Raw genomic sequence first — 26,527 nt, forward strand, 5'->3', positions numbered from 1 at the left:
CCTAGTTGTGCAAATTAAATGCGCGACAGCTTAATAAGCCAACTTGTGGGTTATCAGCATCACTATCTACCTGAAGTTATAAATTATTTTGTCTCAAGATAGAATAATATAATGATACCTTTCCCTCTTTTGGATATTAATTAAATTCTCCAGATGAATTTAACCTCTAAATAATTATGTACAACGGACACAAATATTCTTTATAAAAACATCGCCAGATAGAAGAATTAAAGCTTGTCTAAAAGTAATCTATAAATATTGCAGCGCTTTTCGAGCAAGCAACAAAAAACTAATCGACAATTATCTTAGGAACAAAGAATATGAGTATCGAAGATAGAGCAAAAGCTTTTGCTAAAAACGTCGAAGGTAAAGTCCAAGAGGCGGTTGGTGAAGTAACCGGCGATCCTAAAGATAAGGCTGAAGGTAAAGCTAAACAAGCTGAATCACAAGTCCGCCACACTGCTGAGAATATCAAAGATGAAGTTAAAAAGACTTTAGAATAGTACAGGCGGAAGTTTCCCTACCTTTAATAAGGTACTCAAGTAGGGGGAATTCATGAATTGCCCCTACTGATCTGGTTAAAACAATTCGCAATTCGCAATTCGCAATTCGCAATTACGTTTTGTGACGGGGATTTATACCCCGACACAAAACGCGCTGCCTGTAGAGGCAGGGGACTTAAACCCCCAAAGTTCGTTAATTGAGATAGTAGCTGAATTTAGCGATACTGTACTAGATGAAACTTTATTTATAGCGAAAATATTTTCTCAAGCTATCATTGATTTTTTCAAAAGTGCTAATTCATGATTAATCTTATATTTCAATACGCTTGGGTTAGAGCCAAAAACCTTAAACTGCGTAGGTTGGGTTGAGGAACGAAACCCAACATTTATCAGAATTTGTTGGGTAACACTAAAGTTCAACCCAACCTACGATTATCCTTAACTGAACTGTATTGTCTTATATTTACCTGAAACAGAATTCATGCTGAATTCTGTTTCGATAAGTATTGACACTCTCCGCTCTAAAGAGACGGAGATTCTTAAGACTTTTCAGCCTTAATATCCTGTTTGCACAGGTTCCCAGGCTCACCACGTTTGCACACAAGGTGCGTAGTGATATCTCCTCAAGAATGTTTTGGGCGTAGACTTTCCCCCAGTCCGGGGGTAGGTTTTTAAATCTTGTACTGATCAACAATATTTTACCATGATCGTCAACAAAATGACTTAAGCCTAAAGGCTTCTGACTTCCTTTCAAAACGCAGCCTGAAGTACGAACCTCGGACACTTGCGTGTCCTGCTTCTCACGGGTTTTCAGCATTTCCCTTATAATTTTTAGTTTTCGCCAGCTACAGGTAGACGAATCGTGAATGTACTGCCCTTCCCTGGTTCAGATGTCACATCGATTGTGCCTTGATGTGCTTCAATAATGTAGCGAGATAGATATAGTCCCAAACCACTACCAGAGCGTTGGTGTTTCCCTTGGCGAAATCGCTCGAATAATATTGCCTGGTCTTGTTTAGAAATTCCTGGCCCTGTATCTTGGATATCAATAGTCACAGCTACCGGAGTAGAATAGCAGTGAATATCTACAGAACCTTTGTCTGTAAATTTGATGGCATTGCCGATAATATTTGTCAAAACTCGCCGCAGTTCGACGCGATCGCCCATGACAGTACTTGCAGTTTCATCTCGATCAATATTTACAGCTAATCCTTTTTCTTCAGCTAAGGGAGTTAATTCTAGAGAAACTTCACTAACTAATTCCTGAATATTGCAGGGAGAAATTTTTAAGGTTTTACAGCCCGCTTCGTGACGATAAACTTCTAGCAAGGTATTTACCATTTCCAGCAGGTCTTGATTACTGCCAATCATGGTATCAATTATTTCTTGCAATTGTGGCGAAACATCGCAAAACCTGCCTTCCAGCAATAATTTTAATACGCGGTTAGAGGCTACTAGTGGGATGCGTAAATCGTGAGTAAAACGGGAGACAAAATCTGCCCGCAGGTTAGCCATCTGATCTCGTTCGTCGATACTATGCTTCAGGCGCAGGAGCGATCGCACTCGTGCATGAAGTTCATCAGGATCGAATGGTTTACGAATAAAGTCATCTGCACCAGCATCGAGTCCTTCCACAACGCTAGACGCATAGTGAGCCGTGAGCAGCAAAATGGGGATAAATGGCAACGCCGGATTCCGCCGGATGCGTCGAGTAAATTCATACCCATCTATCTCCGGCATCATCACATCTAAGAGAATTAAGTCTGGCGGCGACTCCTCAACCATAGCCAGAGCAATTTTGCTATCTTCGACTAAGCTAATTTCATAGCCCTCATCTTCTAAGACAGCTTCTAAGACCAGTAAATTATCAAAAATATCATCTACAACCAGAATTTTATCTTTTTTGACAGTTTTAGTTAAAGACATGGCTAAATAAAAAAGAAGTGCTTGGCTATCCCTCGCAAATCTAGTAATAGCTTACTTCACCAGCGCTAAGATTATTAAGGATTCATATTTTCGTTTAAAGTTTCCTAAATTAAAATCTAACTTTTTTAAGTAATTACACTGAGCCTTTATTTGATAAATGTATTAGCATATTCTCTTAACAAATATCTTAGCCATCTGATTATCCAAGCAATATCTGTGTCTGGGTCTTAGGATGAGGTAGTTTAGTCCCTTTTATTTAGATCATCGTAGCCACTGCAAAAGCAACTCTTTAACAGTTATCAGTTTCAATTCGCTTGGTTTAACAAACTTTAGGGGTTTAAGTTCCCTGCCTAATGACGGCAGCGCGAATTGAATGCCTAAATCTAAATCCTCGTCACAAAACGTAATTGCGTTAGCGTAGCGGTAGCGAGTCCGCGAGCGTCATTGCGAATTGCGAATTGGTTTAAGTCCCCCACCAATTGGTGTCAGGCGTTGGTGGTGGGTTTAAACCTACGCCGATACGCCTGTTAACTGTTCACCCACTCTTGCTTGCTACCGGATTTTCAATGAAAAATTGTTTACCATGAAACATCATCCTGAGATTAATGTATAAAAATATTTTTTGATGAACTTATTATTGTCATATCGAAACTCTTGCTTTAGAAAAACTTCCGAGATAAGGTTATTTATGTCTAATGGTAGATGAAGTTAAGGGAACAATACCAAATACATTGCTTTTTGTATAAGATCCCGGATAGAAGAACGAGATTATTTTAATCTGTACTTTAGATAGATAACAGTAAAGTTAAGCAACTATGAATGAAATCAAGATCCTCGTGATTGAAGATCACAACCTGACGAGAATCGGCTTACGGGCTGCCTTACAAACCCAGCCAGAGTTTAACATTGTTGGTGAAGCAGCAAATGCAGCCGACGGCATCAAGCTTCTGAAAACTCTCAAGCCGGATGTTGCTACTATTGACATTGGTTTGCCTGACATGGATGGTATTGAGCTAACACGCACATTTAGGCAATATCAAGCAGAGAATGAAGACTATACCACAAAACTGCTAATTTTAACCATGCAGAATAGCGAACAGGCAGTTTTAGCGGCATTTGCAGCAGGTGCAGATTCTTATTGCATGAAGGATATCGAAACTGAGAGACTAGTTGAGGCTGTGCGAACAACTTATGCAGGTAGCTCATGGATCGATCCAGCGATCGCAGACCTTGTACTACAACAAATACGTCAAGATTTCCCCGATGGCAACAAAGGCGCATCTGGAAAAAGAGTCTTGATTGAAGGTATTGACCCAGATGTTGAGAAAAGTATAGTCACCTATCCTTTAACTCATAGAGAGATGGATGTTTTAGAGTTGATTGTCGCCGGGTGTGACAATGCAGAAATTGCTAAAAGGCTCTATTTAACAGTTGGTACTGTAAAAACTCATGTTCGAGGTATTCTCAATAAACTCTGTGTTGCTGACCGGACACAGGCTGCCGTCCGTGCCTTGCGGGCTGGATTAGTACCGTGAGCAACTAAAAATCTTTCTTCCCCAGTCCCGTTCGGCTACGCTCACGGCAAGCCCAGTCGCCATTTTCAAGTCAATTGTCTTTGAGTCAAAGCGGTTAACCCGGACAAATATTTATGGTTAACTGGGACAAATACTTATGAAGAAATTGTTACAAAGTTTAGTACAATGACATCATCCCAAATAAGTATTTATTCTCATATACATGATAGCGGATCAATTTCCTTGGCTTACCGCAATTGTCTTGCTGCCACTCATTGCTTCCCTGCTTATCCCTGTGCTGCCTGATAAAGATGGTAAGCGCGTGCGGTGGTATGCATTAGGTATAGGTATCGCAGACTTCGCCTTGATGTGCTACGCCTTTTGGAAGCATTACGATGCCAGCAATGCTAGTTTTCAAATGGTGGAAAGTTATGCCTGGATGCCTCAGTTGGGTCTTAACTGGGCAGTATCGGTTGATGGACTTTCAGCGCCACTTGTGCTGCTGGCAGGATTTGTCACCACACTCTCGATTTTTTCAGCTTGGCAAGTTGATCACCGTCCCCGCCTCTTTTATTTCTTGATGCTGGTGCTGTATTCCGCACAGGTAGGGGTGTTTGTTGCCAAAGACTTGCTGCTATTTTTCATTATGTGGGAAGTAGAGCTAATCCCCGTTTACCTACTAGTCTGCATTTGGGGTGGGCAAAGGCGACGTTATGCAGCTACCAAATTTTTGTTGTATACCGCAGCAGCTTCTATATTTATTTTAGTGGCAGCCTTAGCAATGGGGCTATACGGCGGCGGTGATATGACATTTGATATAACCGCCCTCGCCCAGAAGGAATATCCTCTTGGATTACAACTGCTACTTTATGCAGGGTTATTGGTTGCATTTGGTGTCAAGCTTGCTGTTTTCCCGATGCATACCTGGTTGCCTGATGCCCACGGCGAAGCATCTTCTCCTGTGTCGATGATTTTGGCTGGTGTGTTGCTGAAGATGGGCGGATATGGACTGATTCGCCTGAATCTTGAGTTGCTTCCTGATGCACACATTTACTTTGCACCGGTTCTAGCCATTCTTGGTGTTGTCAACATTATCTATGGTGCATTGAACTCCTTTGCTCAGACGAATATGAAGCGGCGTTTAGCTTATTCGTCGATTTCCCACATGGGGTTTGTGCTGCTTGGGATTGCGTCCTTCACTGATTTGGGAATCAACGGTGCGATGTTGCAGATGATTTCGCATGGTTTGATTGCATCGGTGCTGTTCTTTTTAGCAGGCGTAACTTACGATCGCACCCACACAATGGTAATGAAAGATATGGGCGGTATTGGTCAAGCCATGCCCAAAGTCTTTGCCCTGTTTACAATCAGCGCGATGGCATCCCTAGCACTTCCCGGTATGAGTGGCTTTGCTGGCGAACTCTCGGTATTTGTTGGGATGACAAGCAGTGACGTTTATAGTTCGACTTTCTGCACCGTCACAGTTTTTCTCGCCGCAGTTGGAGTCATCCTCACACCTATCTATCTACTTTCCATGCTGCGAGAGGTGTTTTATGGTAAAGATGCAGCACTACTATGCGACATTAATAATGCAGCCTTGGAAAATCAAGAAGATGACGGAACAGTTTGTTTTGGTACAGATTGCTTAGTACCAGAAGATGCAGTCTACGACGATGCTAGACCCCGTGAGGTGTTTATCGCTGCCTGTTTTCTGTTGATGATTATTGGTATTGGTTTCTATCCCAAGATGGCCATGCAGATGTACGATGTGAAGACCGTTGCAGTCAATGCTAATCTTCGCCAGTCTTATGCCATAGTCTCGCAAACAAATCCCCAGATTTATGCTAAGGGTTTCTTTGTTCCGCAAATTTCCGAGGTTGAGGTAGCGCCCGTTTTGGGAACTTTGAAGTAAGCTTTTTGACTCATAGACTTGTCGAAAAGAGCGTTTTGTACGACTAACTACTACCCGTCTATGCGTTTTTATTAGGTTATTACTTTGACCAAAGGCTCTACGCAACCTACAATTACTACATTAGAGTAATACATAAGTGGGTTGCGTATGAGTAATACTTCCTTCTTTGATGAACAGAAAGAGCAATCTTTAATAAAAGCTAGAATTGTTGAGAAATATTTTTGGGCTTGGGCACAAGTAATGATTGGAACTATTAAAAGGCTTGAAAGCAAAGGTAGGGAAGTTGATCCAAGAATTGCTTACATAGACCTTTTTGCAGGGCCAGGTCGATACAAAGATGGTTCAAAATCAACACCAATAAAAGTTTTAGAAACTGGAATTTCTAACCCAGAGATGCAAAATAGGCTGGTGACAGTATTTAATGATGTTGATGCAGAAAATGTCAGTTCTCTTCATGAAGCCATAAATTTAATTCCTCGTATTGACGACTTTAAATATAAGCCTCAAGTAATCAATCATGAAGTTGGGGAAAATATTGTCAAAACATTTAACGAGCGAAAGTTAGTCCCTACATTGTTTTTTGTAGATCCTTGGGGATATAAGGGATTATCGCTAAAACTTATTAATTCAGTTGTAAAGAACTGGGGGTGTGATTGCATTTTCTTTTTCAATTACAACCGCATCAATATGGGTTTAAGTAACGTAGCTGTTGAAGAACACATGAATGCCCTATTTGGAAAAATACGAGCCAATGAAGTACGCCAACAACTAATAACTCTTAATCCAAAAGAACGGGAATTAACAGTCGTAGAGGCACTTTGCGAAGCTCTCAAAGAAATGGGTGGAGACTATGTTCTACCTTTTCGCTTTAAACATGAAAACGGCAACCGAACTAGCCACCACTTAATCTTCGTGAGTAAGCACGTTAGAGGCTATGAAATCATGAAAGAAATAATGGCAAAAGAGAGTTCTGAACAAAATCAAGGCGTACCTTCTTTTGAATATAATCCAGCGACTTCTAAACAACCATTGCTTTTTGAGTTTTACCGTCCTCTTGATGACTTAGAAGAAATGTTATTGGATACATTTGCGGGTCGAACAATAACCATGCAAGACATTTACAATCAGCATCATGTTGGAAGGCGTTATATTAGCAAGAATTACAAAGATGCTCTAAAGAATCTTGAAGCTAAAAGCAAAATAGTAGCAGAGCCACCTGCTAATAAACGAAGAAAGAATAAAGGTGAACTTACATTCGCAGATTCGGTAAAAGTTACATTTCCACCTAAGCAGTGATTACCAAACTTTCTTTTTTCCCTGCTAATTTAACTGGAGTATTTCCCCATCTCTTTTGATGTCGCTTCCAAGCATCAGGCATTTCATCCCATATTTTACCATCCAGTAACCTACCTCCAGCCTTAGAAGTTCTTCCGCCAATCTGCTTGAAAAAGAATGCCACTTCTGCTGCTTGACACTGGTCATGAATATCTTTTACCCACTCAGTTTTTAGAGGGCGATGTTTTTGTCCAGACTCTCCACCGACAATAACCCAGTGAATATCTGTTAACTCAAGATTCAATTCACCTAAGAGCGGTTCACATGAAAGAAAGCGGACAGTCGCCGGAACTTGGCGAAGAAAGTCAACACGATGAACATAGTTTTGATTTTCGACTGACACACCCAACCAGATATTTTCATGAAATTCTAGATCAGAAGCCAACTGAAGTAATCGCTCAGGTCTTTTTGTTAATATTTGATATATGTGCCAAGGCGTTTCATGAATCACTTTAAAGACCTTTTTAATGAAATCAAGAGGTACATCTTCATGAAAAAGGTCGCTCATTGAATTCACAAAGATTCTACTCGGAGTACGCCACTTGAGAGGTTCTGCTAACCTTTCAGGATGTAAAGTTAAATCAAATCCATTCTTGAAGTTATTAGGAAAACGTTTAGTGAGAGCTTCTGCATAACAATGCAAACAACCTGGGCTAACTTTGTTACAACCAGTCGTTGGGTTCCAAGTTTTATCTGTCCACTCAATACCCGTGTGCGTACTAGACATATTACATAACCTTGTAAATTACAAATTCTGCAAATTATACTTTTTAGGATGTGTGATTTTTATAGTGTATACGTACTATAACAGAACTCATGATCATCTCATCGCTGTAGATGGGGCGGAGCGATCGCACAATCCAAGCATTTAAATTCCCATAGTAGAATTTTGCCAGAGCCACAACCACTGCAACTCAAGGCTCGGAGGATCGATTAAGGAACAGTAGAGCAAAAACTAGCCCCATGCTACCAATACATGGGATGCTAGTTGATGATTAGTGAGTTTTACCAATGTCTGTTGTTTCTGCTATCACTGTTACTGTTCCCGCCACAACTGCGAATTTGGGGCCTGGTTTTGATTGCATCGGTGCAGCATTAAAGCTGTACAACGAGTTCAAGTTCACTCGCCAAGAAGGTGGGCTAAGTATTCATGTCACTGGTACTGAAGCTGAACGAGTCCAAACTGATGAAAGTAATCTCCTCTACCAGGCGTTTGTCAAGTTCTATCAATATATAGAGCAAACGCCGCCAACTGTGAAAATAGAGATTAAGTTAGGTGTGCCGTTGGCGAGGGGTTTGGGTAGTTCAGCGACAGCAATTGTTGGTGGATTGGTTGCTGCTAATCAACTTGAGGGTGCAACTCTGTCTCAGTCGCAGGTGATGGAGTTAGCGATCGCAATGGAAGGACATCCTGATAATGTAGTCCCAGCTTTGTTGGGAGGATGTCGTCTCGCTGCTACCAGTGGTGCAGCTTGGGAAATTTGTGATGTTCCCTGGCATCAAAATATTGTACCAGTTATAGCTATTCCTAATTTTGAACTTTCCACTTCAGAGGCACGGGGCGTTCTTCCAACTGAGGTGAGTCGCGCCGATGCGATTTTCAATACAGCACATTTGGGGTTATTGTTGCGCGGCTTGGAAACTGGTAACGGACAATGGTTAAAAACAGCTTTGCAAGATAAGTTACATCAGCCCTATCGTAAAGCTTTGATTCCTGGTTATGATGTTCTTAACATCGCAGCCGTTAGTGCTGGTGCTTATGGTATGGTGATTAGTGGTGCGGGGCCGACACTGTTAGCTTTGACAGATAAATTACACTCAGAGGCTGTGGAGGCGGCGATGTTAGCTGCTTGGCAAGAAGAAGGAATTACAGCCGAGGTGCGATCGCTTTCTCTCGATACCCAAGGCGCAAAAAGCTTTTAATATTTTACTCAGCACTTAAAAACTCGATTTATGGAGCAAATTCAGGCTGAAATGGCGGCGCTTAAATCTCAAATTCAGATTCTTTTAGAAGAACGCGCTGCACTCACTATTAATAATGTCATCTCTGGCGAGAATGATTCACCCCAGGCAATGGTTGAAGCCTACCGCCGTCAAGCCAGAGAAAATGCCCAATTATCAGTTGAACTCCAAGGCATAGATGCAGCGATCGCCGCTTTGGAAGGACAGATAAAACAAAAACAAGGTAAATTAGTGCGATCGCAAGGTGAATCAAAACAACTTATCCAACAGCAGCAGCTAGAAGAAGCGAAAGAAGTGGCACAGGTTCATGCTCAACGCATTAATCAGCTAGCTGGAGAACTAGCCGCAGAAGTCCGTTTTCTTAAAGCTTGTGCTAATCAAATGAGTCCAATGTATTGGCAGATTTATTACAAGCCCTTCATTACTGGGTTCAAGACAATCTCTGTTCCTTATGTCCGCTCTGATGGGGAAGTGTGGACAATTGTCAACCGGATTGTTTAATGCTTTAGCCTTTTCGTTTGTATGCAATAAATTGACCTCTCTCCAAACCTCTCTCCTAAGAGGAGAGAGGCTTTGAATCTTACTCCCCTTCCCTATAAGGGAAGGGGCTGTTCTTGTTAGGTCTATGACTCAACTTAGAAGCGTAGACTAAATAGCCCTGACAATTGGGCTAGAAAATATGACGGTTTTGTAACGGTGGCTTTAGTTGACGTTGCAAAACTTTACATTTAGAATGGAATCGGCAAAATTACATAAGTATTTATTCCTGTTTATCCTGAAAAATTGACATTCGATGAGTATATATTCTCATCAAGAAGCAAAAACTTAATCTTTTAGACTTCAATAAAGGTTACAAAAGTAAAAACTCCTTAATATAATGTAACTAAAAGCGAGAAAGCAAATTAATTGTCAGAAGTGATGAATGCTATTGAATTTCCCTGGCTAACAGCCATAATCCTTTTACCCTTGGTGGCTGCCTTAGCCATCCCCTTAATCCCAGACAAAGAAGGTAGAACTGTGCGGTGGTATGGTCTGGGAGTTGCTTTTGCTGACTTTGCACTGATGATTTATGCCTTTTGGTATAAATACGACTTTCAGAGTTCAAGACTCCAACTTGTAGAAAACTATCCTTGGATACCGCAGTTGGGTTTGCATTGGGCGGTGGGGGTTGATGGTTTATCGATGCCCTTGCTACTTCTGACAGGCTTAATAAATACCCTCGCAATATTCGCGGCTTGGAAAGTTACCACCAAGCCGCGATTATTTTATGGTTTGATGTTAGCGATGTACAGCGCCCAGCTTGGCGTATTTGTTGCCCAAGATTTGCTGCTATTCTTCCTAATGTGGGAAATCGAGTTAGTGCCGGTTTACCTGCTGATTTCCATCTGGGGAGGACAAAACCGCCGTTATGCGGCTACCAAATTCATTCTTTACACCGCCGCCGCATCAATATTTATCTTGATTGCCGGTTTTGCACTTGCCTTCTCTGGAGATACCGTCACCTTCGACATGGCGACTCTGGGAATGAAAGAATACCCCAAAACCTTGGAATTGTTGGTTTATGCAGGTTTCTTGATTGCCTTCGGTGTAAAATTACCGATTTTCCCCTTACATACTTGGCTACCTGATGCCCACGGTGAAGCATCTGCACCCGGTTCAATGATTTTGGCTGGTGTGTTGTTAAAAATGGGTGGTTATGCCCTCATCCGCTTCAATGTGGAAATGTTGCCCAATGCCCATGTTACTTTTGCGCCAGTGTTAGCAATTTTGGGTGTAGTGAATATTGTCTACGGTGCTTGCTGTGCCTTCGCTCAAACCAATCTCAAACGCCGCTTGGCTTACTCTTCAATTGCCCACATGGGGTTTGTGCTGATTGGGATTGCCTCTTACACAGAACTGGGTATCAGTGGTGCAGTGCTACAGATGGTTTCTCACGGTTTGATTGCTGCTAGCTTGTTCTTCTTATCTGGCGTGACTTACGATCGCACTCACACCTTGATGATGGATAAAATGGGCGGTATGGCGAAGGTAATGCCCAAAACCTTTGCTCTATTTACCATTGGTTCAATGGCTTCTCTCGCCTTACCCGGAATGAGTGGTTTTGTGGGTGAGTTGATGGTATTTCTGGGTATCGCCACCAGTGATGTTTACAGTTCCAGCTTCAAGATTGTAGTTGTGTTGCTGTCAGCAGTTGGCGTGATTTTGACACCGATTTATTTACTGTCGATGCTGCGTCAAGTGTTCTACGGTGAGCAAAGTCTTCGCGTAGCGTCTCGTAGAGAAGAGTTGCACTTGGATGCTGTAATATCTGATGTCAAACCCCGCGAAATCTTTATTACCGCTTGTTTGCTGCTTCCTATTATCGGTATTGGGTTTTATCCCAAATTGGCAACGCAGACTTATGATGTGAAAGCGGTGGAATTAGCCGCTCATGCTCGTGAAGTTCTACCAGTCGTTGCTCATCAACAACCATCAAGTCTGTACTCGCGGATTTTCTCTGCACCAACACTAGCTAATTCTCAAGTTGAAAGTTCGATTAACATTTCCGAGTAAATTAACTTCCCATTAAGGGGTCTGTAAGTAAATTCTAAATTATTAGGGCAATAAAGGGGTGGTTAGTTAGATAACTACCCCTAACATTTTGGCTTTTTGAGGGGTGATCAGGTGCGTAGGCGTAGCCCGCTATAGGCCAATACGGTTCAGTTAAGGATTTTTGGTACTAATTTTAGACCTGTAGAGACGCGAAATTTCGCGTCTTTACCAAGGTTTTTGGGCTTAACTGAACTGTATTGCGCTATAGGCATCGCTTGTATTTCCCGACCGAGAAATAAAATTAAATAGCAGAAGAATAGGCTTCATCCACCTTCAAAGTTGTGCCTGTAATAAACTTGGCATCATCAGAAATCAGAAAAGCAATTATTTTAGCAAACTCTGCATAGGTAGTAGGACGACCAAGCATCAAATCCGAAGGTACATTCCATCCCTCTAACTCTGCCATTGAATCTGCGACAAAAAAAGGCGCTACGGAAACCATGCGAATTCTATCTGATTTGTAACGCTTGGCATAAAGTTTTGTAAACCCTTCCATTGCGGCGCGGAGTGTACCGCTAAAGGGTGTCCCTAATTCTGGTTCATGGGAGTCACACGCGGAAATATTCACGATGACACCGCCTCCTGAATATCGCATTGCTTCTGTAACTAGTCTGGCGATGCGGACAACACTCAAAAACAGCATTTCAAAGTTTTCTATCCACATTTCATCAGAAATAGATAGCAAATCTGGTCGGGGTGGATCTCCAAAACTATTTACTACTGCATCAATACGACCGAATTGAGTTAAAGTTGTCTCTACTAATCGCTGTAAGTCTTGAAAATTGGTAATTGATCCTTGAGTAGCAATACCGCCCAATTCATCTGCTAAATCCAGAATCTGTGGCGATCGCGCCATCAGTGAAACCCTATAACCCTGCGCTGCTAACTCTCGCGCACAACCTGCGCCAATCCCTCGACTAGCAGCCGTAATAATCGCTACTTTTTGTGAATCCATATAAGTAATTTAAATTCCTAAACTTTTCGTGATTTAGGATATAGCCAAAAGCTAAACAAACGACTAACTCTAGGCATGACAATATATGTCAACAGCAAAACCATTGTAATTGTAACGATTAACGAAATAATCAAGGGAGGTAAACCACGAAGTAGGGGGACTATAAACGTACTTAACAAATTAATCAACACAAATACAGCTCCCCAAGTTAGCAAGGCTGTTTTATAGCGCGGTGGAGTTTTTAATGGTTGACCGGGAAGAGAAAACCAAGCTTCTAATCCACAGAGTTGTTGAACATCAGGATCAGATTCCACCAAATGCTTACCTTGATTCAGCCAATATTCGCGATCGCGCGATGTCATCCACACCTTTAAATTTTCATAACCGTCAAACCGGAAGATAATTACATATTCATTTCGCACACCAAGTTGGGGACGAATTACATTTGTTCCCATGTGACCAATATAAGTTCTGGCAACACTAGTAATATCTTTTAACCAAATTTCGTAAGCGTTTTCGCATCCTGGTTTGACAAGTTGTGTAATGACCACGGTTACAAATTGATCGTCCTGTTCCATCTCCATTAGTTATGCCACCATCAAGTTAATAGTTGTAAGTTTTTGCAACCGTAGCATGGTTGAGTCATTCTCAAATTAAGGGATACCCAGCTTTTCCAACCTCAAGCCGAACAACATTAGCAGGAACAACCCCTGTAGGCGGTGGTAAAAACATTCCACCATTGGTGACAACATAAATCGCGGTGCGTAGGCGTAGCCCGTCGTAGACATCGCTCTCTGTTTGACCAAAAGCCACGGCTGTGCTGCCAATTACACCTTGCTCGGCTTGAGCAATGATAGTAGTATTGCGATCGGGCGCAATTCTTACCACACTGTTGTAAATGTGCGTTGCTCCATAAAGGTTGCCTTCCACATCAAAGGCAAAGTCATCAATATTGGTCTGTTCAACAAAAATTTCCGGCTCACCTGGTTTATCAGTGCTATCAACGGGAATCCGCAAGAGCAACATTTTTTCCGTATTTGAAACGTACAGAAAATCACCAAAACGCTTCAACCCATTTGCAGCCGGAGTCACATTCTCCGAACTGCTACGAGCAAGCATTGGATGTTCTAGCCAAATTGATCCACTGGGTTTAGTAACATCAATTAGCCAAATTGCACCGCGATAGGAATCTGCTGTCAAATACTGAGTGCTAGAAAGTGGGGTGATGCCATTGAGGAATATTGCGTCTGGTAGTGTCAGCAACGTTTTCACCGCGCCATCACTTTTAACTAGAGAAATCACAGGTATAGAATCAGCATTCCAGCCTGTTGCAACCAAATCGCCGTTGGTAGTGAAAGCAAGACCACTGACTTTACCTTCAACAGTCGCATGAATCTGCTGATTGCCATCTGGAGTAATGCGAACAATTTTACCGACTTCATGATTGGTTACAAAAATTGTGCCATCTGGTGCGTAGGCGTAGCCCGCCGGAGGTATCGCTAGATTTTCTAAAAAAGTATTAACAGGAAACGAGGTAATAATTTTAGCAGGTGCTAATTCAATCTGCATCTCTACGTAAATCGGGGGTAAACCTGGTGAATTTTCCATATTGACCTAGCACACTTCCTCAAAATTTTCACAAAGAGATATCGTGAAGACAGGTAAAATTCCCAAAAAGCGATTATGACCACTAACTTACCTGTAGCCACAGAAATTATACCAATGGTCTTGCAATTGCAACCTGCGATCGCACTAACTGAAGATCAGTTTTACGAATTTTGTCAGTTAAACCACGACTTTCGCATCGAACGTAATGCTGCTGGAGAATTAGTGATTATGCCCCCTACTGGTTCCGAAACTGATGAACGCAACTTTAACTTAGTTGGGCAGTTGTGGGTATGGACAAAGCAAGATGGTACAGGTGTAGGGTTTGGTTCCAGTGGTGGGTTTACTTTGCCGAATGGTGCAGTGCGATCGCCTGATGCAGCGTGGATAAAACGCGATCGCTGGGAGGCGATACCAGCAGAACTGCGAAAAAAATTTGCACCGATTTGTCCTGAGTTTGTGATTGAATTGCGTTCAGAGAGCGATAACTTACGAATTTTGCAAGACAAGATGCAAGAGTATATTGATAATGGGACGCAACTTGGTTGGTTAATTGATAGAAAACAACGGCGAGTTTTTATTTATCGTCCTAATATAGCGGTTGAGGTATTAGATAATCCTAAAACTCTTTTCGGTGAAACTTTACTACCTGGTTTTGTTTTGGATTTAAATCAGGTTTGGTAGTTCAAATCTTGCACCAGACGATTAAAAATAGTGCTAGAAATATTCTACATCCACGGACAAAATTAAATATATGAACACAACGCCTTCTAAAAGAGAAACAGATGAAATAATCAAGTGGTTGAATCGTAACCGCCAGATGTTATTAGATTTATATAAAAATCAATATATTGCTTACAATGCAAATGGAATAATTGCTCACAGTGAAAACTTACGCGAAGTTCTAGCATTAGGTAATGCTTCAAAACAGGCTTTTTTAATTTACCTAGTTCCCCGTCGCACTGCTTCTATAGAAATTTTACCAATTCGATTCCGCAGCATTGCTCGACATGATTGGCAACCAAATTATAGCGTAATTTTAAAGCACAGAGATATAGAATCTAATACAACAATGTTAGTAGATTCTGGTGCTGAATTAAGTTTAATTTCATTAAAAGTTGGTCAAGATTTAGGCTATGCTTTGGCTGATTCCGAATCAACTTTGTTGGCAGAAACTATAGGTGGCAGAGTTGAGTACGTTTTACGTAATGTAGAAATGACAATTGATGAACACAATTTTATTACTCCTGTAGCATGGTTACAAACCAATACAGGCGGAGAACAATTGCTTTTAGGTCGAGAAGTTGTATTTGATAAATTTAATATTGAATTTAGGCAAGCTGAGGAGCAAATTATTTTTACATGGCGTGAAGATTTGAAGTCATAAAAATTAGTGGATTAAGCACAACCTTAACCCACCTTATAAACTTACTGCTATTTAGACTTAATGGCATTTTGTAAACCGCGCTGTTTTACTTCAGCCAAAGTTTTGTTAACAGCATACTTTTGGTTGATTGAGTTGATCAACTCGGTTTGGTTGCAATACGGTTCAGTTAAGCATTTCTTTTTTCTCTCTGTGTCCTCTGCGCCTTGGCGGTTCGTTAAAAAATTGACTTTGATCGCAAAGTTTTAGTCTTAACTGAACCGTATTGGGTTTGGTTGTGCTTCTTATCAACGCCCCACAGGTCAGCAATTAGGTCAAAAGAACCATCGCTGTTGCGAGTCAGGTTTGGTAGTTCACATCTTGCACCAGAAGATTAAAAATACTGCTTTAAATATTCCGCATCCACGGACAAAATTAAATATATGAACACAACACGCTCTAAAATAGAAACAGATGAAATGCTCAAGTGGTTGAATCGTAATGGAAAGCGGTAGCGAGTCAGACGCTCAAGGATTCGCTACTGCTACGCTATCGAGCGTCTTGATTCTGATTCCTGTTAGCGGTGGCGGGGCGTTTAGCCCATTCTGACCCTTCTCTACGAGACGCTGCGCGAACGGCAAGCTCAGGGCATCGCTTCTGAATTCTTCTTCAATTCTACAAGTGTGCAATCAGCTTAACAAAATCATTCAGATTGCATAAATTTTATTTAACACAACCGAGGACAAAGTGATGACCATTATCACAATAGATGATGAACTAATTAATGAAATTATTGCATTCAGTCACTATGAAAATCCACAGGAAGCAGTCATTAAAATATTATCCAATTACTTGCAGCAGCAAAAAAAAGAACTGCCTTTGTTTGAGCGACTACGTTTTATAGACGACGAATCTGCCGAAGATGATATCGCCTCGTTGTTTGAACGCGATAGAGACACAGGCAGGAATTTTGAACTATGACTTATCTAATAGACACCTGTGTAATGTCTGAGTTTGTTAAAAAAGCTCCCAACCCCCAAGTTAGTCAATGGTTTAATCAGCAACCGATTGAACAACTGTTTTTAAGTAGTATTACCATCGCTGAAATAAAAAAAGGGATTTATAAGATCCAAGACTCACAACCTGAACGATATCAAAAACTAAAAATATGGCTGCAAAAAGTAGAAATTGAATTTTCTTCTCATATTTTACCAATAAACGATGATATTTTAGATAATTGGGCAAAATTTTCTGCTTCTTCAGAATTGAAAGGTAAAAAATTAGCCGTAATGGATAGTCTGATTGCCGCAACAGCACATCATCATAAATTAACTTTAGTTACCCGCAATGTTGATGATTTTAAACTGACACCAGTTAAAATTATAAATCCTTACAGTCTTGAGTGAATTGTGACCACCCAACCCGAAGCCGAACTAGAAGAATCCTTAATCACCCAACTGGATTATGCGTGTAGCTCAAACGCAAAATAGCCCTTATGAAAAATTGGGTAACTTAGCTCAAGCAGCTTTTAACCCTAGTTTAAATGTAGAATTGAGGCTGCAAGCTAGTATTAAACTAGCAGTGGCATATAATGTTTCTGATTCCAATATTATTCACAATGTAGATGAGCTAGACTTATTTATGTTTCAATACAGTTCAGTTAAGGATAATCGTAGGTTGGGTTGAACTTTAGTGTTACCCAACAAATTCTGATAAATGTTGGGTTTCGTTCCTCAACCCAACCTACGCAGTTTAAGGTTTTTGGCTCTAACCCAAGCGTATTGATTTATGTTTAGCTGAGTGTGACTCAAGGATAAAATTTTATAAAAATCGGGACTGAGATTTATTTCTCAGTCCCGATAAAAAAGCGGGCTAACCGCTATTGATATGGTTAACCCGTGCAGCTTTGGGAACGCGCAGAGTAATTCTTATTGCAATACCAACTTCACATTGGCGTTTTGCAAACCGCGCTGTTTTACTTCAGCCAAAGTTTTGTTAACGGCATACTTTTGGTTGATTGAGTTGATCAACTCGGTTTGGTTGTGCTTCTTAGCAACGCCCCACAGGTCAGCAATTAGGTCAAAAGAACCATCGCTGTTGCGAGACCAACCGAGGTCATATTCGCCATCTAACATAGCAACGATGTCAGAACGGACGCGCTGACCGTTATAACCACGGACATCAGCTTCAGTCTTTACGCTGATACCGAGGTCGCGCAAGGAAGCTTTGAGGATTTCGGCATCGGTGATCTTGGTACGCAGGGTGCTAAAGTGAGACATTTGGGTTTCCTCCAATGAGAAGATTGAGAAAAACGACAACGGTTTGTTTCGGGCGAAGCCGCTCTTAGCAGGATGCGGCTTTTTCTTATAACTGCTAGCATTGGGAGCTAGCCTTTCCCCCTGGGATGGCAGAGGAAAGCTTTTAAAACTCCATTCGCTGATATTCAGCTACGGAGGATGCTGCGGGGCGGGCGCGCTGTCTGGCCCAATCTCTCAGAGCCGTTACTTGTTCTTGCATCGTTCGAGACAGCGGCAATGTTGCCTTCAGTGCAGCAATAATATCTAGTTGGGTGAACTCCCGATCTTGGGCAAAAGCTTCATACATTGCCGCAACGATCGCTTGCTCAATTTCTGCCCCAGAAAAGCCATCAGACATCTTAGCTAGTTGCTCAAGATCGAATCGAGAGATGTCTTCACGGCGCTTGGTCAGATGAATATTAAAAATTTGTTGCCGTTCTTCCGGTGTTGGCAGATCGACAAAGAAAATTTCATCAAAGCGTCCTTTCCTCAAGAACTCGCCAGGTAAGCGTTCTACTCGGTTGGCGGTTGCCATCACGAACACTGGTGATTTCTTATCTTGCATCCATGTGAGGAAAGAGCCGAAGATTCTGCTTGATGTTCCCCCATCGGAATCAGATGAACCTCCACTACCAGCAAAGGATTTATCCAATTCATCGATAAACAAAATCGCTGGCGAAATAGATTCTGCTGTTTTCAGGGCGTTCCGCAAGTTTGCTTCACTTCGTCCCACCATTGAGCCGTCGTAAACTCGCCCCATATCCAACCGCAACAGTGGTAAACCCCACAGTCGGGAAGTAGTTTTAGCAATCAATGACTTACCGCAACCGGGAACACCGAGAATTAACATCCCTTTTGGTTGAGGCAAACCATACTCTCTAGCTCTTTCTGTAAAAGCGTTAGAGCGTTGCTTGAGCCATCTTTTTAACTCTTCTAAGCCACCTACAGCATCAATGGTTTCATCTTCTTCAATGTATTCTAAGATCCCATTGCGCCGAATTAGTTGCTTTTTCTCAGATAAAACGATATCTACTTCATCTTCCGTCAAACGCCCTGTAGTTACCTGTGCCTTTCGGTAGACTTTCTCAGCTTCATCTTTAGTTAGACCTAAAGCAGCTCTGAGAAGCTTTTCTCTAGCTTCTGTTGTCAACCGCCGACCGCGATTTTGGTCTACGTGCTGAGTTAGTACTTTATTTAACTCCGCCATATCTGGCAGCGTAAAATCGATAACAACAACTTCTTTTTCTAACTCTATAGGTACTTGTTGCATTGGAGACATTAAAATGATGTTCTTTTGCGTGCCTTTAAAGCTAGCGATCGCATCACGTAACGATCTATTTGTTGCAGGCGCATCTATAAAGGGGTGTAAATCTTTAAGAATAAATATACTAGGTTCTTTCTGCCGAATTATCCACTCAATCGCCGCCTCTGGAGACACAGTATTATGTTGAGTAACATTCCGGGGTTGACCATACTCTACAATCCCGTGGGTTACTGTCCAAACAAATACTCGGCGCTGGGGCTTTAATAACTGGGCGATGGTGGAAACTGCTTGCTCGGCCCGCTCTTCCTCGGAGGTCACAAGGTAGATTAAAGGGTATTGAGCTTGAATTAGGATATTGAGCTCTTCTTTCATACTTCGACCTACTTGAGACCTTATAGAGACAGTAGAGACATTGCTTCTGGTAAAGACAACCGAATCATGAATATCTATTTAGCAAGGAACTAACTCTTCCTCACCCTTGGGATTGGTTTCATCTTCGTCCATTTCATCAATGGAAAGAAGCTCTTGACCAACTACTCCTGGTTGATTGCCTAAAGTAACCAGTTCCCCATCACGTAAGACTAGTGAGCTATCACAAGTTGGGCATGAATAAACTCTATGAGTCCGCCCATAAGTAGAATCTTCTAACTCGTCAACTAATTCTTGATTAGATAGATAAAAACCAAGGGCACGTTCGGCAAGTTCTGACATTGGCTCCGAATCGACTGCTGAACGAATCTTCAGTTTTCTGTGCAACTCTGGCGATAAATACAAAGTGACCTTTTGCTTAGTTTGCGTTTGCATATAACTCTTTAACGGTCTTACCCGGGTATGTATATCAAGGTATCGGTTCTTTTATTGCTTGTCAAGACAGCAAAACGTTTTAACGCTAGTTTCGTTACATTTATTTACATTAAAGGCGGAAATGCTGTTTATTAAGTAGCCATTATCAACTGCTTACACTAGAAAATTTGATGGGTTGTGGCTCGTAATCATTCCCCAACAATGGGACGATAAATTATTCGATAAGCTATTTGTAAAGCTGTATGTGTAAAGAAATAAGTCCAACTGAACAAAATAAAGATATCGTTCTTCAGTTCTATGGAGCTTTCGACAGGCGGAATATTAGCGAAGCCTTTGCGCTTCTGGCTCCTAATTTTGTCGCTCACATGGCTGGCACATCTGCCCCTCTTGACAGTGAAGGTTTTAAACAGTTCGGTATGGCTTTTTACTTAGCCTTTACGAATGGTCAACATAAATTTGACCAGGTGCTTGTTGAAGGAGATAAAGTTGTTACTTGTGGAACATTTACAGCTACGCATCTTGGTGACTTCCAAGGTCTTCCTTCAACAGGTAAGCAAATTAAGTTATCAATCATGCATATTGATCGCGTTGAAAACAGCAAAATTGTAGAGCATTGGGGACAAGGAGATGCCCTTGGATTAATGCAACAGTTGGGTATTGTCTTTTTACCAGGGCCTGTGCTTTTGCCACATATCCTTAAAAGTCTTTTATCAAAGCTGTTTAAAAAACCAAGAGGAATTAATAACTTGGGTGTGTGATCTTCTGGTTAAGGGAACAGCCAAGATTTTTACCAGAACGTGAATTAGCGATCGCTAATTTAATGATTGCCTGAGTTGGCTGATTTTTTAACTATTTGGAGTGTAAGCGGATTAAAGTTGAACACCTTTCCGGTTGTAAACAACTGATATCCACAAGAGATGCCAGCGAATGACACCAGCATAGAGAAAAGGGACACAGAGCCGATTACAACACCACTGGCAAGGAATAGAGCAATTCCTATGCCAATCAACACCCATCCCAGTTTCCGATTATCGCGCCCACCCCAATTTAGAGCTACTACACCTCCCATACACAGCAAAATTCCAGGCGTGCTGCGTAAGTAGACGCTCACATAAATACTTGTACTTAAAAATGTAAAGCCTGCGAGGATTAGTCCTAAGCCAATAAGCTTACTGGCAAGGATTACTTGTTCCTCTTCTTTGCCGATGGTAGGCGCTGTAATTTTTGTGGGTGCGGAATTTGGCGGAGGATTTGTTGTGGCAGATGCAGAGTGCTGCTGCACCCTAAACATAAAAGTTATTTTGTCTCCCTGCCCAAGGGAAATTCTATCTCCTGGATGCAGTGGGAAAAAAACTTGAGGTTGAAGTTTCGCACCATTAATGTATGTACCATTAGAACTGCCCAAATCGGTGATATGGTATTCATCCCCATTTATCCAAATTTGCGCGTGGATGCGAGATGCCACATCCGAATCTGGTAAGCCAGAGATATCAATATCTGGTGATTTTTGGTCGTTTGGCTTACCGATGGAAATTACAGAAAGATTTGCTGGAAATTGCAAAGATTTGTTGGTTTGGAAGTGATTGGACTTTGGACAAAAAAGAAGTGTTCGCGTAGATTACACGCGAACTTAAAATCTAGGCATCATAAATTACCCCAGTTATTTTTCAAACTGAGTACAACTGAGTTAAACGCCTAAAGCCTAAGAAAATTTACGCGGCTTTTTGTTTATTAGGTGTTGATTTTGACTGCTTCTTGACAACAGGATGCTTAGTGCGTTGCGTTTGAGCCTGACCTTGAACTCGACCGATTGAATTTCCTCGGGTTTTGGGAGAACGAGCGGGTGTACCAATCTCTGAAATAATTCTCGGAAAATCGCGTTGCACGGTACTGGGAGTCATGATTGTATCACTTTGAGGTTTTAAATAACGCTCCCACGGTCTAGGTAAGTGTGTTGCTAAATCTTTTGCCGCCCAGAGTTGTGCGTAAGCAAGCATTACTAAACGTATCCAATTTTCCTCATGCAAGACGTCTGGAGTTTGAAACTCCGTCATCAACAAATGCTGCTTGCTAAATCGCAACATGTGTTCAATATCAAACCTTTGTCTATAGCAATGGTTTGCAACTGTAGGTGAGATTTCTCCACGTTGCTCACCTATGACAATTAACCACATTGGTTTCCAGAGAGATTGATTAGTATCATCAGTCACATGAATCCTAATCAGAGTAAAAGGATGACGGTACATTTTTTGGTGCTTGGTTCCCCTCATCAACATTTGATGCCAAGCGAGTATGGTGATGTTTAAAAGACGACCCTTACGGGTTGTCTGCTGAATTTGTGTTGTCTCGTCGGGAGAGTGCCAAGTTTCAACATCAGCTAAATTAAACCGTTCACCGTATTTTTTTGGACAACCACGTTTTTTCTTTGAGGAGTCAACGGGTGGAGATTGGTAGAAAATTCGATTACTACGAACTCTGGCTATCACTACCAAATTTTTGTGTTTGGACTGTTCAAACAGAAATGAACGCTGACTATAGGCGCTATCTGCTACTAAGACACACAATTTTTCCTGCCAGGGCAGTGATGAATCAGACATCACTTCGGAAATTTGTTCACTACCCACATCAACACCAGTTTTATCAAGTGATACCCTTTCTCCTGATATTGGTATTGACCAAGGGGCTGCATTCACAGTTTCTTTCTCTGGTAAGATAGAAAGTATCGAATAAGAATGACCAATATTAATAGGTTTGTTACCCTTGATAGTATTTGGCTGGTAAATATACCCACGTTCAGCTAAAGTCCTCGCGTAAGGACGCGGATGTGGTGTTGTATCTATTGCAAATAAGTAAAAAGGGCGTTGTTGTGGTTGCCTAATTAACTCAGACACCACCCTAATTAAGTTATTTGGTTTTTCTTCTTTTTCTTCTTCTTCTTTTCCTCCTTCTTGTTCTTCATTGTTCATCTCCTGACTAGTTGTATTAAATGATGCAATTATAGCTTTATAAATAGAGTTATAGGTTCTTGGAAACAAAGGACTTAAAGATAACTCAGCAATTGAATTGGCTCCCGTATTCCCCGCAAGCGCATCCAACAAATTCATACAGGCATCACTACATGATTCAAAACAGTTGTAAATTTTTTGTCTAAAATCTTGAAATTGCGCTATTAATTGATTGTTATTAAATTTTGGCATAGCCATCAGTATTTACCCAAAGATACTTTGTCGTTGATATTACTATTTGTTGGGGGTCTGGTGGCTATCCTTTTTTTCTGCCCACGCTAAAGCAAGCGAAATTAATACGCTTTGCTTACAATTTTTGTCCCAAATCAAATAAGTAATATCACCAAAGAACTAGGACTTACGCACTGTACAAAATAACTATCTTGTGCATCAACCTAAATACGTTGTTTCAGGCTTTTATCAATCACCTTTGATTGAGTGCGATCGCTAAAATCTCATTGAAAAATCTAGCTATCAGCCTTGAAAACTCTACCTGTTATTTTGGCTTTTCTGTCAATGCGTAAGTCCTAAGAACATAAATTTTTATATTACTTTAGCTACTTGAGTCTCTAGTAGGGTCAGCAGATTTGATCAAAGAGGCGAAAAACTATAAACAAGATTAATCATTTCCTGTTCGCGGTTAATACCCGCGAACAAATCTTTTTTGTCCAAAGTCCAAAAGTGAAAAAGCTCCAAAGTTAGCTCGGCTGTCTGAGATGCACTGTGCATAAAATGTGTGATAAAGCACTTTTTATAAGTTTCTCTACTGAGAACTCAAAAGAGAATGGTAAATATCCTGAATATTATTGAATTTTTAATCAGCGCTCTTTTGGTGCAGTTTGTTCAGCAGTTTACGGATTCGAGAATAGCTAGTAAATTGGCGAAGGTATTGATCTAAGTTTCTGGCTCTTCTATAAAATCAGTGACTTTGGCAAAATGTGTAATGTAAATGGCTACTGCGAATAAAATCTGTAGTTTGGGGCGAAGAATTTATCGGTTTGCCGCCAGCGTTAGCGGGGTTATTGCCCTGTTAATAATTTTGTGGGGTTGTACTGCAAATAATTTTAACGCTGGAGCGATCGCCTGGAAAACTTATAGCAACTCCCGTTATGGCTTTGAATTTCCATATCCGAGTAACTGGACTTCTTTAGCAGCACCAGCAAATGATGATGGAATTGCGTTTCTTTCACCACAGGATAACTCAGTGGAAATTCGGGGGTGGGCAAGTCAGCAGTTACCAAATTCGATTGTTACAGAGCAAGAGCCGTTAAAAAAGACAAAATCCAACTTTCAAACAGCCCAAGGAGTATCTGGGGTAATGGTTGTAGAGGTTGATAAAGATATAGGTTCAATGACACTGACACTAACTCAGAGTCAAGTAAAATACTATTGGCGAGGACGAAGCAAGAGCCAAAGATTTCAAGATTATTATCGTTTGTTTTATTACATTGCCCAACAGTATCGGATTCCGAAGTCCTAAGAGACTGAGAGACGCGATGAATCGAACAAGAGAGACGCGATGAATCGCGTCTGTACAAAAATAAAAATTCCTCTAATTTTCCCTTATTTATTGCTGCTCCCTGCGCCCAAAATCCACATTTCCCTCATAATGATGATTGAGATGGGACAGAAACCTGATAGATTTAGCTATCAGCGAGTAAAAACTGGTGAAGATGAAAGTCCTGGTTATTGGTGGTGATGGATATTGCGGTTGGGCAACTGCTCTTTACCTTTCCAATCGAGGTTATGAAGTTGGAATTTTAGATAGTTTGGTGCGGCGGCATTGGGATAATGAACTTGGTGTTGAAACTCTCACTCCGATCGCACTAATTCAACAACGTCTCCAGCGCTGGCAAGATTTGACGGGTAAATCTATCGATTTGTTCATCGGCGATATTACGAATTACGAATTTCTTCATAAAACATTACAGAAATTTCAGCCAAATGCTCTGGTGCATTTTGGTGAACAGCGTTCGGCCCCATTTTCCATGATTGACCGAGAACATGCAGTTGTTACCCAGGTCAATAATGTAGTTGGTACGTTGAACTTGCTGTACGCCATGCGGGAAGATTTCCCCGACTGTCATTTGGTGAAGCTGGGGACGATGGGCGAATACGGTACACCCAACATCGACATCGAAGAAGGGTATATCACCATTGAACACAATGGACGCAAGGATACCCTACCTTATCCCAAGCAACCCGGTTCAATGTACCATTTAAGCAAAGTCCATGATAGTCATAACATCCACTTTGCTTGCCGGATTTGGGGATTGCGGGCAACTGATTTAAATCAGGGTGTAGTTTATGGCGTCTTAACCGAAGAAACGGGGATGGACGAACTATTGATTAATCGGCTGGATTACGATGGTGTGTTTGGTACTGCACTAAACCGCTTTTGTATTCAAGCAGCGATCGGACACCCTTTAACCGTTTATGGTAAAGGTGGGCAAACTCGCGGATTTTTGGATATTCGGGATACAGTACGATGTGTGGAATTAGCGATCGCTAACCCTGCTGAGGCTGGTGAATTCCGCGTATTTAACCAATTTACCGAACAATTCAGCGTCGGCGACTTGGCATTGATGGTGAAAAAAGCTGGTAACGCTATGGGATTGAATGTAGAAATCAATCACTTAGATAATCCCAGAGTCGAGAAAGAAGAACATTACTTCAACGCTAAAAACACTAAATTGCTCGATTTAGGTTTACAGCCTCACTTGCTTTCTGATTCTTTACTCGATTCTCTGTTAAACTTTGCCATCAAGTATCAGACGCGAGTTGATCACAAACAAATTCTGCCCAAAGTCTCTTGGCACAGAAATTAGGGTAAACTCCGCGTGCGGCTGATAACAGAACCTTATTTAACTCAAGTCATTAATTGGCCTGAAAATGGTTGTCATATTTTAGCACAATATGACGACCATTCAATTGTTGTTTATCAGGCGTATCGTCCATCTATTGGTAACTTCGCCGCCACCTACGGTTATTTTGGTGGTGACTTCAGTTTTGAGCGGATGAGTTGGATAAAACCTAACTTCCTTTGGATGATGTATCGTTCTGGATGGGGTACACAAAATGGGCAAGAGGTAGTGTTAGCTATTTGGATTAAGCGTTCGGCAATTGAAGAAATTTTAGCGGCGGCTGTTCATTCCAGCTACGTTCCAGAACTTTATCCTGATAAAAGTGCATGGCAAAGAGCATTGAAGCGATCGCAAGTCCGCCTACAATGGGATCCAGACCATCACCCATCTGGGACAAAATTAGAAAGACGCGCTATTCAGTTAGGGTTACGTGGCGAAGTACTAGCTGCTTACGCCAAAGATTGGATTGTCAACATTGAGGATATCTCAGACTTTGTACAAAAACAGAGGCAAAACATTAAATCTGAATGTGCAGAGTTGATTACACCACGGGAGAGGGTCTATTCTGTGTTTGATACCGAAACACAAGCAAAGCTGAGATTATCTGCCTGGACTGAATAGTTTTA

At 41.4% G+C, this 26,527-nt stretch carries 26 protein-coding genes and 1 pseudogene; 16 read left to right on the forward strand and 11 right to left on the reverse strand.

Annotated features, from left to right (window positions below; genetic code table 11):
* Positions 1–320 precede the first annotated feature (320 nt).
* Positions 321–503: a CsbD family protein gene (locus D1367_RS10690; RefSeq protein WP_094351326.1), complete on the forward strand. Its 183-nt coding sequence runs from the start codon at positions 321–323 to the stop codon at positions 501–503.
* An 831-nt stretch (positions 504–1,334) separates the two neighbouring features.
* Here the strand turns inward: D1367_RS10690 and D1367_RS10705 are convergent.
* A complete protein-coding gene (locus D1367_RS10705; RefSeq protein ID WP_118166444.1) occupies positions 1,335–2,429 on the reverse strand; it encodes a hybrid sensor histidine kinase/response regulator in 1,095 nt (364 codons plus the stop codon).
* A gap of 815 nt (positions 2,430–3,244) precedes the next feature.
* Between D1367_RS10705 and D1367_RS10710 the strand changes: the two genes are divergently transcribed.
* The 3 genes from D1367_RS10710 (at position 3,245) to D1367_RS10720 (ending at position 7,151) form a co-directional block, all read left to right on the forward strand.
* A complete protein-coding gene (locus D1367_RS10710; RefSeq protein WP_118166445.1) occupies positions 3,245–3,964 on the forward strand; it encodes a response regulator in 720 nt (239 codons plus the stop codon).
* 202 nt (positions 3,965–4,166) lie between these two features.
* Complete coding sequence (locus D1367_RS10715) at positions 4,167–5,855, forward strand: NAD(P)H-quinone oxidoreductase subunit 4 (protein ID WP_118166446.1); 1,689 nt, start codon at positions 4,167–4,169, stop codon at positions 5,853–5,855.
* Between the two features lie 147 nt (positions 5,856–6,002).
* Entirely contained in the window at positions 6,003–7,151 is a 1,149-nt protein-coding gene (locus D1367_RS10720; protein ID WP_118166447.1) for a three-Cys-motif partner protein TcmP, read from the forward strand.
* On the opposite strand, the gene D1367_RS10725 is transcribed toward D1367_RS10720, so the two are convergent.
* Complete coding sequence (locus tag D1367_RS10725) at positions 7,141–7,917, reverse strand: DUF5131 family protein (RefSeq protein ID WP_118166448.1); 777 nt, start codon at positions 7,915–7,917, stop codon at positions 7,141–7,143. The genes D1367_RS10720 and D1367_RS10725 overlap by 11 nt on opposite strands.
* Before the next feature lie 284 nt (positions 7,918–8,201).
* Here D1367_RS10725 and thrB point away from each other — a divergent pair, with 284 nt between their 5' ends.
* The 3 genes from thrB to D1367_RS10740 all read left to right on the forward strand — a co-directional run bounded on the left by thrB (position 8,202) and on the right by D1367_RS10740 (position 11,705).
* Positions 8,202–9,113, forward strand: coding sequence for a homoserine kinase (thrB, locus tag D1367_RS10730; RefSeq protein WP_118166449.1), 912 nt, complete (start codon positions 8,202–8,204; stop codon positions 9,111–9,113).
* A 30-nt stretch (positions 9,114–9,143) separates the two neighbouring features.
* The gene (locus D1367_RS10735; RefSeq protein WP_118166450.1) at positions 9,144–9,653 is read left to right on the forward strand and encodes a hypothetical protein; all 510 of its coding nucleotides are present in this window, start codon (positions 9,144–9,146) and stop codon (positions 9,651–9,653) included.
* Positions 9,654–10,070: 417 nt separating this feature from the next.
* Positions 10,071–11,705 carry an NAD(P)H-quinone oxidoreductase subunit 4 gene (locus D1367_RS10740; protein WP_118166451.1) on the forward strand — a complete coding sequence of 545 codons (1,635 nt, stop codon included), beginning with the start codon at positions 10,071–10,073 and terminating at the stop codon, positions 11,703–11,705.
* Positions 11,706–11,985: 280 nt separating this feature from the next.
* Here D1367_RS10740 and D1367_RS10745 read toward each other — a convergent pair whose 3' ends face one another.
* The 3 genes from D1367_RS10745 to D1367_RS10755 form a co-directional block, all read right to left on the reverse strand.
* Complete coding sequence (locus tag D1367_RS10745; RefSeq protein WP_118166452.1) at positions 11,986–12,699, reverse strand: SDR family oxidoreductase; 714 nt, start codon at positions 12,697–12,699, stop codon at positions 11,986–11,988.
* 17 nt (positions 12,700–12,716) lie between these two features.
* Positions 12,717–13,277, reverse strand: coding sequence for a putative antibiotic biosynthesis monooxygenase (locus D1367_RS10750; protein WP_118171311.1), 561 nt, complete (start codon positions 13,275–13,277; stop codon positions 12,717–12,719).
* Positions 13,278–13,347: 70 nt separating this feature from the next.
* Positions 13,348–14,307 carry an SMP-30/gluconolactonase/LRE family protein gene (locus D1367_RS10755; protein WP_118166453.1) on the reverse strand — a complete coding sequence of 320 codons (960 nt, stop codon included), beginning with the start codon at positions 14,305–14,307 and terminating at the stop codon, positions 13,348–13,350.
* 75 nt (positions 14,308–14,382) lie between these two features.
* On the opposite strand from D1367_RS10755, the gene D1367_RS10760 reads away from it, so the two are divergent.
* Positions 14,383–14,988, forward strand: a complete 606-nt coding sequence (locus D1367_RS10760; protein ID WP_118166454.1) for a Uma2 family endonuclease — start codon at positions 14,383–14,385, stop codon at positions 14,986–14,988.
* Positions 14,989–15,058: 70 nt separating this feature from the next.
* Positions 15,059–15,691: a retropepsin-like domain-containing protein gene (locus D1367_RS10765; RefSeq protein ID WP_118166455.1), complete on the forward strand. Its 633-nt coding sequence runs from the start codon at positions 15,059–15,061 to the stop codon at positions 15,689–15,691.
* A 47-nt stretch (positions 15,692–15,738) separates the two neighbouring features.
* Here the strand turns inward: D1367_RS10765 and D1367_RS33295 are convergent.
* A pseudogene (locus D1367_RS33295) lies at positions 15,739–16,031 on the reverse strand (hypothetical protein).
* A gap of 386 nt (positions 16,032–16,417) precedes the next feature.
* Here D1367_RS33295 and D1367_RS10770 point away from each other — a divergent pair.
* From D1367_RS10770 to D1367_RS10780, 3 genes are read left to right on the forward strand one after another with little or no spacing between them, the layout of a single operon-like run.
* Positions 16,418–16,648, forward strand: a complete 231-nt coding sequence (locus D1367_RS10770) for a type II toxin-antitoxin system VapB family antitoxin (RefSeq protein WP_118166456.1) — start codon at positions 16,418–16,420, stop codon at positions 16,646–16,648.
* Positions 16,645–17,073, forward strand: coding sequence for a type II toxin-antitoxin system VapC family toxin (locus tag D1367_RS10775; RefSeq protein ID WP_118166457.1), 429 nt, complete (start codon positions 16,645–16,647; stop codon positions 17,071–17,073). The genes D1367_RS10770 and D1367_RS10775 overlap by 4 nt, the downstream gene beginning before the upstream one ends.
* Positions 17,074–17,131: 58 nt before the next feature.
* A complete protein-coding gene (locus D1367_RS10780; RefSeq protein WP_118166458.1) occupies positions 17,132–17,353 on the forward strand; it encodes a hypothetical protein in 222 nt (73 codons plus the stop codon).
* A 242-nt stretch (positions 17,354–17,595) separates the two neighbouring features.
* Here D1367_RS10780 and D1367_RS10785 read toward each other — a convergent pair whose 3' ends face one another.
* The 3 genes from D1367_RS10785 to D1367_RS10795 all read right to left on the reverse strand — a co-directional run bounded on the left by D1367_RS10785 (position 17,596) and on the right by D1367_RS10795 (position 20,032).
* Entirely contained in the window at positions 17,596–17,946 is a 351-nt protein-coding gene (locus tag D1367_RS10785) for a DUF1257 domain-containing protein (protein ID WP_012407317.1), read from the reverse strand.
* Positions 17,947–18,088: 142 nt separating this feature from the next.
* The gene (gene ycf46, locus D1367_RS10790) at positions 18,089–19,600 is read right to left on the reverse strand and encodes a stress-responsive protein Ycf46 (RefSeq protein ID WP_109006933.1); all 1,512 of its coding nucleotides are present in this window, start codon (positions 19,598–19,600) and stop codon (positions 18,089–18,091) included.
* A 78-nt stretch (positions 19,601–19,678) separates the two neighbouring features.
* Entirely contained in the window at positions 19,679–20,032 is a 354-nt protein-coding gene (locus D1367_RS10795) for a slr0373 family blue light stress response protein (protein WP_118166459.1), read from the reverse strand.
* 242 nt (positions 20,033–20,274) lie between these two features.
* On the opposite strand from D1367_RS10795, the gene D1367_RS10800 reads away from it, so the two are divergent.
* Positions 20,275–20,790: an ester cyclase gene (locus tag D1367_RS10800; RefSeq protein ID WP_118166460.1), complete on the forward strand. Its 516-nt coding sequence runs from the start codon at positions 20,275–20,277 to the stop codon at positions 20,788–20,790.
* 59 nt (positions 20,791–20,849) lie between these two features.
* Here the strand turns inward: D1367_RS10800 and D1367_RS10805 are convergent, their stop codons facing one another.
* A complete protein-coding gene (locus D1367_RS10805) occupies positions 20,850–21,593 on the reverse strand; it encodes an FHA domain-containing protein (RefSeq protein ID WP_228674554.1) in 744 nt (247 codons plus the stop codon).
* 151 nt (positions 21,594–21,744) lie between these two features.
* Positions 21,745–23,235, reverse strand: a complete 1,491-nt coding sequence (locus tag D1367_RS10810; protein WP_228674553.1) for an NF041680 family putative transposase — start codon at positions 23,233–23,235, stop codon at positions 21,745–21,747.
* Positions 23,236–23,986: 751 nt separating this feature from the next.
* Here D1367_RS10810 and D1367_RS10815 point away from each other — a divergent pair.
* The 3 genes from D1367_RS10815 to D1367_RS10830 all read left to right on the forward strand — a co-directional run bounded on the left by D1367_RS10815 (position 23,987) and on the right by D1367_RS10830 (position 26,522).
* Complete coding sequence (locus D1367_RS10815) at positions 23,987–24,517, forward strand: hypothetical protein (protein WP_118166461.1); 531 nt, start codon at positions 23,987–23,989, stop codon at positions 24,515–24,517.
* A gap of 193 nt (positions 24,518–24,710) precedes the next feature.
* The gene (locus tag D1367_RS10825; RefSeq protein ID WP_118166463.1) at positions 24,711–25,865 is read left to right on the forward strand and encodes an NAD-dependent epimerase/dehydratase family protein; all 1,155 of its coding nucleotides are present in this window, start codon (positions 24,711–24,713) and stop codon (positions 25,863–25,865) included.
* Between the two features lie 12 nt (positions 25,866–25,877).
* Complete coding sequence (locus tag D1367_RS10830; protein WP_118166464.1) at positions 25,878–26,522, forward strand: DUF4291 domain-containing protein; 645 nt, start codon at positions 25,878–25,880, stop codon at positions 26,520–26,522.
* Positions 26,523–26,527 lie beyond the last annotated feature (5 nt).

Source organism: Nostoc sphaeroides (genome assembly GCF_003443655.1).
Classification (GTDB): domain Bacteria; phylum Cyanobacteriota; class Cyanobacteriia; order Cyanobacteriales; family Nostocaceae; genus Nostoc; species Nostoc sphaeroides.

Bases quoted from the DNA above. Each gene is read 5' to 3' on its own strand.
- D1367_RS10690 (WP_094351326.1), top strand. From the start codon at position 321: ATGAGTATCGAAGATAGAGCAAAAGCTTTTGCTAAAAACGTCGAAGGT.
- D1367_RS10705 (WP_118166444.1), bottom strand. From the start codon at position 2,429: ATGTCTTTAACTAAAACTGTCAAAAAAGATAAAATTCTGGTTGTAGAT.
- D1367_RS10710 (WP_118166445.1), top strand. From the start codon at position 3,245: ATGAATGAAATCAAGATCCTCGTGATTGAAGATCACAACCTGACGAGA.
- D1367_RS10715 (WP_118166446.1), top strand. From the start codon at position 4,167: ATGATAGCGGATCAATTTCCTTGGCTTACCGCAATTGTCTTGCTGCCA.
- D1367_RS10720 (WP_118166447.1), top strand. From the start codon at position 6,003: ATGAGTAATACTTCCTTCTTTGATGAACAGAAAGAGCAATCTTTAATA.
- D1367_RS10725 (WP_118166448.1), bottom strand. From the start codon at position 7,917: ATGTCTAGTACGCACACGGGTATTGAGTGGACAGATAAAACTTGGAAC.
- thrB (WP_118166449.1), top strand. From the start codon at position 8,202: ATGTCTGTTGTTTCTGCTATCACTGTTACTGTTCCCGCCACAACTGCG.
- D1367_RS10735 (WP_118166450.1), top strand. From the start codon at position 9,144: ATGGAGCAAATTCAGGCTGAAATGGCGGCGCTTAAATCTCAAATTCAG.
- D1367_RS10740 (WP_118166451.1), top strand. From the start codon at position 10,071: ATGAATGCTATTGAATTTCCCTGGCTAACAGCCATAATCCTTTTACCC.
- D1367_RS10745 (WP_118166452.1), bottom strand. From the start codon at position 12,699: ATGGATTCACAAAAAGTAGCGATTATTACGGCTGCTAGTCGAGGGATT.
- D1367_RS10750 (WP_118171311.1), bottom strand. From the start codon at position 13,277: ATGGAACAGGACGATCAATTTGTAACCGTGGTCATTACACAACTTGTC.
- D1367_RS10755 (WP_118166453.1), bottom strand. From the start codon at position 14,307: ATGGAAAATTCACCAGGTTTACCCCCGATTTACGTAGAGATGCAGATT.
- D1367_RS10760 (WP_118166454.1), top strand. From the start codon at position 14,383: ATGACCACTAACTTACCTGTAGCCACAGAAATTATACCAATGGTCTTG.
- D1367_RS10765 (WP_118166455.1), top strand. From the start codon at position 15,059: ATGAACACAACGCCTTCTAAAAGAGAAACAGATGAAATAATCAAGTGG.
- D1367_RS10770 (WP_118166456.1), top strand. From the start codon at position 16,418: ATGACCATTATCACAATAGATGATGAACTAATTAATGAAATTATTGCA.
- D1367_RS10775 (WP_118166457.1), top strand. From the start codon at position 16,645: ATGACTTATCTAATAGACACCTGTGTAATGTCTGAGTTTGTTAAAAAA.
- D1367_RS10780 (WP_118166458.1), top strand. From the start codon at position 17,132: ATGCGTGTAGCTCAAACGCAAAATAGCCCTTATGAAAAATTGGGTAAC.
- D1367_RS10785 (WP_012407317.1), bottom strand. From the start codon at position 17,946: ATGTCTCACTTTAGCACCCTGCGTACCAAGATCACCGATGCCGAAATC.
- ycf46 (WP_109006933.1), bottom strand. From the start codon at position 19,600: ATGAAAGAAGAGCTCAATATCCTAATTCAAGCTCAATACCCTTTAATC.
- D1367_RS10795 (WP_118166459.1), bottom strand. From the start codon at position 20,032: ATGCAAACGCAAACTAAGCAAAAGGTCACTTTGTATTTATCGCCAGAG.
- D1367_RS10800 (WP_118166460.1), top strand. From the start codon at position 20,275: ATGTGTAAAGAAATAAGTCCAACTGAACAAAATAAAGATATCGTTCTT.
- D1367_RS10810 (WP_228674553.1), bottom strand. From the start codon at position 23,235: ATGGCTATGCCAAAATTTAATAACAATCAATTAATAGCGCAATTTCAA.
- D1367_RS10815 (WP_118166461.1), top strand. From the start codon at position 23,987: ATGGCTACTGCGAATAAAATCTGTAGTTTGGGGCGAAGAATTTATCGG.
- D1367_RS10825 (WP_118166463.1), top strand. From the start codon at position 24,711: ATGAAAGTCCTGGTTATTGGTGGTGATGGATATTGCGGTTGGGCAACT.